Source organism: Actinomadura sp. NPDC048032 (assembly GCF_040653175.1).
Lineage (GTDB): Bacteria > Actinomycetota > Actinomycetes > Streptosporangiales > Streptosporangiaceae > Spirillospora > Spirillospora verrucosospora.
The window spans coordinates 1-4,406 of the sequence record NZ_JBEZJP010000556.1; the positions used below are offsets into that span (position 1 = coordinate 1).

Genomic DNA, 4,406 nt, shown 5'->3' on the forward strand with positions numbered 1-4,406 from the left:
TGGGCGAGATCCTCGGCGAGACGCCGGAGCCGTGCGGTCCCTTCAGCCTGTTCCGGGGGAAGGCCGGCCACATGGTCGTCCGCGACTGTCGCTCGGCAGCGCCCCCCGCAGCGGCGGGATGAGCAGCGCCACGTCCACCCGGTCGTCGCCGGGCGCGCGCCTCCACCGGCCCTCCGGGGTGAGCGACGTCCGGGACGTCTCGGCGAGGATGGCGTCGGCGAGCGAGGTCCACCGGTCGGCCTCGGCGCGGCCCGCCAGCGTCCGGGCCGCCTGGCGCAGCCCGGCGACGCAGGTCAGGCGCGAATGCGTCCACAGGTCGTCGTGGATCTCCCAGATGCCCGCCTCGGGCCGGGTCCAGCGGCGCGCGACCGCGCCGGCCGCGACGCGGGCGGCCTCCACCGCCTCCGGGACCCGGCGGTCGTGCTCGGCGGCGGCGGCGAAGAGCAGCAGCGCCTCCCCCAGCGCGTCCAGCTGGAACTGCTCGCCCGCCTTGTTCCCGAAGACCGGCCGGGCGCCGGGATAGCCGGGCAGGTCGCCGGTGCTCTCGGCCGGCACCGGCCCCCCGGTGACGGTGTAGGCGGGTTTCAGCCCCTCACCGTCGGCGAGGACGCGGGCCGACACGAACTCCACGGCGCCGCGCAGCAGGCGGGGCGGGCCGCCGTGGAGGGCGACGGCGCGCCCGGCGAAGCACTGGTCGCGGATCCAGGCGTAGCGGTAGTCGAAGTTGCGGCCCTCGTCCGAGCGCTCCGGCAGCGCCGTCGTGGCGGCGGCGACCATGCCGCCGCCGGAGGCGGTGAGGCCGGTGAGGACGGAGTAGGCGAGGCGGGCGTCGCGCGGGGCGATGGTGTCGCGGCAGTCCGGCACGGCCCCGTGCCAGTCCCGCTCCGTGGCCTCCCACAGATCGTCGGCGTCCAGCGGGCCGCGGGCGTCGCCCTCGGCTATCTCCAGGACGAGGTCGCGGGTCTCGCCCTCGTCCAGGTCGAAGGCGAGCTCCAGCACGGGCCCGCCGTCGCGTCCCTCCCGCACGACGGCCCCGTCCGCTCCGCGCCAGCGCAGCGACGCGCCCCCGCCGCCGGCCGTCCAGTCCGGGCCGTCCCGGCGCGGGTCGCCCATCCGGGACGCGCCGTGACCGGTGCGGACGTCCAGCAGGGCGCGGACGCGGGAACGGCCGCGGACGGCCCGGCACGTGCGCAGGATGACCGCCCGGTCAGGGGTTGCCGGGCGGGCGAGGGCCTCGCGGCACTCCAGGATCGCGCCGCCGCCGGTCACCCACCGGCTGTGCCAGATGAGCCCGCGGTCCTCGTAGTAGCCGCCCCAGACCCATCGCCCGGGAGCGGGCTGCACCACGTACGCGCCAGGGCCGCCGAGCAGGCCCGCGAAGGCGGGCGGCGAGTCCCAGGAGGGGAAGCACATCCACGCGTACTCGCCGTGCGGGCCCACGAGAACGCCGCGTTCGCCGTCGGCGATGAGGGCGTAGTCGCGGAGGGCCTTCGGGAGGGAGTCCTCGGCTCCGGCGTCGTCCAGCATGCCCCTCCACTACCCGGGGACCTGCCGTTACTCGGAGCCGGGCGGGAGGACGGGCGTTCCGGTCCCGGCCTCCCCGTGCGCCAGACACGTCCGGACCGCCCTTACGGGCGGCCCAGACGGTCAAGACGGCGCCGGCGCCTAGGCGTCGCGGCGCTTGAGCAGGACGGCGGCGACGGCCAGCAGAACGCCGGTCCAGATCGCGAAGACCCCGTACCCCTGCCAGGGGGTCAGCAAGTCGTCGGGGCCCTGGCGGGACTGGGCGATCAGATGGCCGGCCTCGGACGGCAGGTAGGCGTGGATGTGGTCGCCGACGCTTCCGGGCAGCAGCGTGGCCAGCGGCGCCAGCACCAGCACGAACCCGATGACGCCGGTGATCCCTCCGGCGGGGTGCCGCACGATGGCGCCGATCGCCAGGGCGAACAGCCCGAGCATCGCCAGGTACAGGCCGCCGCCGACGACGGCGCGCAGCACGCCGTCGTCGCCCAGCGACACCTCCGCCTTGTCGCCGATGAGCGCCGAGCCGATGAAGAACGAGACGAACGACACCGCGACGCCAAGGACGAGCACGACCGCCGCGAACACCAGGGCCTTGGCCCACAGCACGGGCAGCCGCCGGGGCACCGCGAGCAGGCTCGCGCGGATCATGCCGGTGGAGTACTCCGAGGCGATGACCAGCACGCCGAGCACGCAGATCGTCAGCTGGCCGAGGAAGAACCCGCTGCCGAGGATGAAGCCGGTCGGGTCGGCGACGACCGAGGCGCGGTCGGCGGGGTCGGTCTTGTCCCACTGCGCGACGGTGAGGCCCACCAGCAGCGCGGTGAAGCCGAGGTCGACCACGACGAGCAGGATCAGCGTCCACAGCGTGGACCGCACGGTGCGGATCTTCGTCCACTCCGAGAGCAGCAGCCGGCCGAAGCCGGGGCGGGGGTGGGCCGCGGGGTCGGCGGCGGGCGTGGCGGTCGCGGTGGTCATCGGGTCTCCCCCTCCTCGACGGGCACCGCGCTCGGGGCCGGGACCGGGCCCGGGGCGGGCGCGCCGCCTCCGCCGTACTCGACGCTGTCGCGGGTCAGTTCCATGAACGCCGACTCCAGCGAGCCGCGGGTCGGGGTGAGCTCGTGCAGGACGATGCCCTCGGCCGCCGCCAGCTCCCCGACGCGGGGCGCCTCCATGTGGGTCACGTTGAGCAGCCCGTCCCCGTTCGGGAAGGCCTTGCCGCCCTCGGCGGCGACGAGGTCGGCGAGGCGGGCCGCGTCCGGGCTCCGGACGATCACCGCCTTCTCGGTGCTGCGCTCGATGAACTCCTCGGTGGAGCAGTCCGCGATCAGCCGGCCCCGGCCGATGACGATGAGGTGCTCGGCGGTGACGGCCATCTCGTTCATCAGGTGGCTGGAGACGAACACCGTGCGCCCCTCGGCGGCGAGCCGCTGCATGAGCGTGCGGATCCACACGATGCCCTCGGGGTCGAGGCCGTTGACCGGCTCGTCCAGCACGAGCACCGACGGGTCGCCGAGCAGCGCGGCGGCGATGCCGAGCCGCTGCCCCATGCCGAGCGAGAAGCCGCCGGCGCGCTTGCGGGCCACGCCGGTGAGGCCGACGAGCTCGACCACCTCGTCGACGCGCTTCCGGCCGATGCCCTGCGTCTGGGCGAGGCACAGCAGGTGGTTGTAGGCGCTGCGGCCGGTGTGCACGGCCCGCGCCTCCAGCAGCGCCCCGACGACGCGCAGCGGCGCGTTCAGGTCGCGGTAGTGGCGGCCGTGGATCCGGGCGTCCCCGCGGTCCGGCCGGTCCAGGCCGAGCAGCAGCCGCATGGTGGTCGACTTCCCGGCGCCGTTGGGGCCGAGGAACCCGGTGACCCGCCCGGGGACCACCGTGAACGACAGGTCGTCCACGGCCGTCCTGTCGCCGTAGCGCTTGGTGAGGTTCTCCGCCTCGATCATGCCTCTCCCGGCGTCTCTCGGTAGTTGTTCCGTGACCGGAATCACACTAGCGCCCCGGCGCGGCGACCGGATCCTCCTCAGTGCCGATGATCCCGCGCGGCGGGACCCCGGGGCCTCCGCCGCCAGGAGGAGGGCGCCTTATTGACCGTCTGCCAATAGGTGCGGGAGGATGGCCGGGCAGGATCCGACCGCCGGGAGGCGCCGTGACCGCCCCGTCCCAGACCACGCCGGACCGCCTCGCCGACCGCGACGTGCTGCGAACCCTGGCCGCCGAACCGCTGGTCGGCCTCGCGGCCGGCCGGGCGCTGCTCATGCAGCTCGCCCACCCGGCCGTGGCCCGCGGCGTCGCCCGGCACAGCGACTTCGCCGAGCGCCCCCTGGCCCGGCTGTTCGGCACCCTCGACTTCCTGCTGATCGTCACCTTCGGCACGCCGGAGCAGGTGGCGCGCATCGCGGCCAAGGTGCGCGGCATCCACACGACCGTGCGCGGCGAGGACTACTCCGGCAACGACCCCGGCCTCCAGGTCTGGGTCAACGCGACCCTCATCGACTCGGCCCTGCACGTCTACGAGCACGTCATGCGGGGCGACGACCCCGGGCTGGCCGAGGCCTACTACCGGCAGGCGCGGGTGGTCGCCGAGGTCCTCGGCTGCCCCCTGGAGGCGCAGCCGCCCGACCTGGCCGCGTTCCGCGCCTACATGGCCGACACGATCGCCGCCCTGGAGGTCACCGGCACCGCCCGCGAGGTCGCCTCCGCTGTCCTGTGGCCCCGCCGCCTGCGCGCCCTGGCCCCCGCGCTCGCCGTCTTCCGCCTCCTCACGGCCGCGCTCCTGCCGGACGAGCTGCGCGACACGGGGATCGGCATCCCCGAGGAGGACCTCGACCGCATCTTCACGCCGTTCTTCACCAGGAAGCCGGTGGGGCAGGGCACGGGGCTCGGCC

4 protein-coding genes are annotated in these 4,406 nt (G+C 75.2%); 1 reads left to right on the forward strand and 3 read right to left on the reverse strand.

Going from position 1 to position 4,406, the window contains the following annotated elements; all coding sequences use genetic code 11:
- Positions 1-42: 42 nt before the first annotated feature.
- From AB0C69_RS38770 to AB0C69_RS38780, 3 genes are all read right to left on the reverse strand, one after another.
- Entirely contained in the window at positions 43-1,527 is a 1,485-nt protein-coding gene (locus AB0C69_RS38770; protein WP_360361048.1) for a glycoside hydrolase family 15 protein, read from the reverse strand.
- A gap of 138 nt (positions 1,528-1,665) precedes the next feature.
- Positions 1,666-2,499, reverse strand: coding sequence for an ABC transporter permease subunit (locus AB0C69_RS38775; protein ID WP_345183009.1), 834 nt, complete (start codon positions 2,497-2,499; stop codon positions 1,666-1,668).
- Positions 2,496-3,464 (reverse strand): ATP-binding cassette domain-containing protein, encoded by a 969-nt coding sequence (locus tag AB0C69_RS38780; RefSeq protein WP_345183008.1) that lies wholly within the window; start codon positions 3,462-3,464, stop codon positions 2,496-2,498. The genes AB0C69_RS38775 and AB0C69_RS38780 overlap by 4 nt, the downstream gene beginning before the upstream one ends.
- Before the next feature lie 203 nt (positions 3,465-3,667).
- Here AB0C69_RS38780 and AB0C69_RS38785 point away from each other — a divergent pair.
- A partial coding sequence (locus AB0C69_RS38785) for an oxygenase MpaB family protein (protein ID WP_360361053.1) occupies positions 3,668-4,406 on the forward strand: 739 nt, incomplete at its 3' end.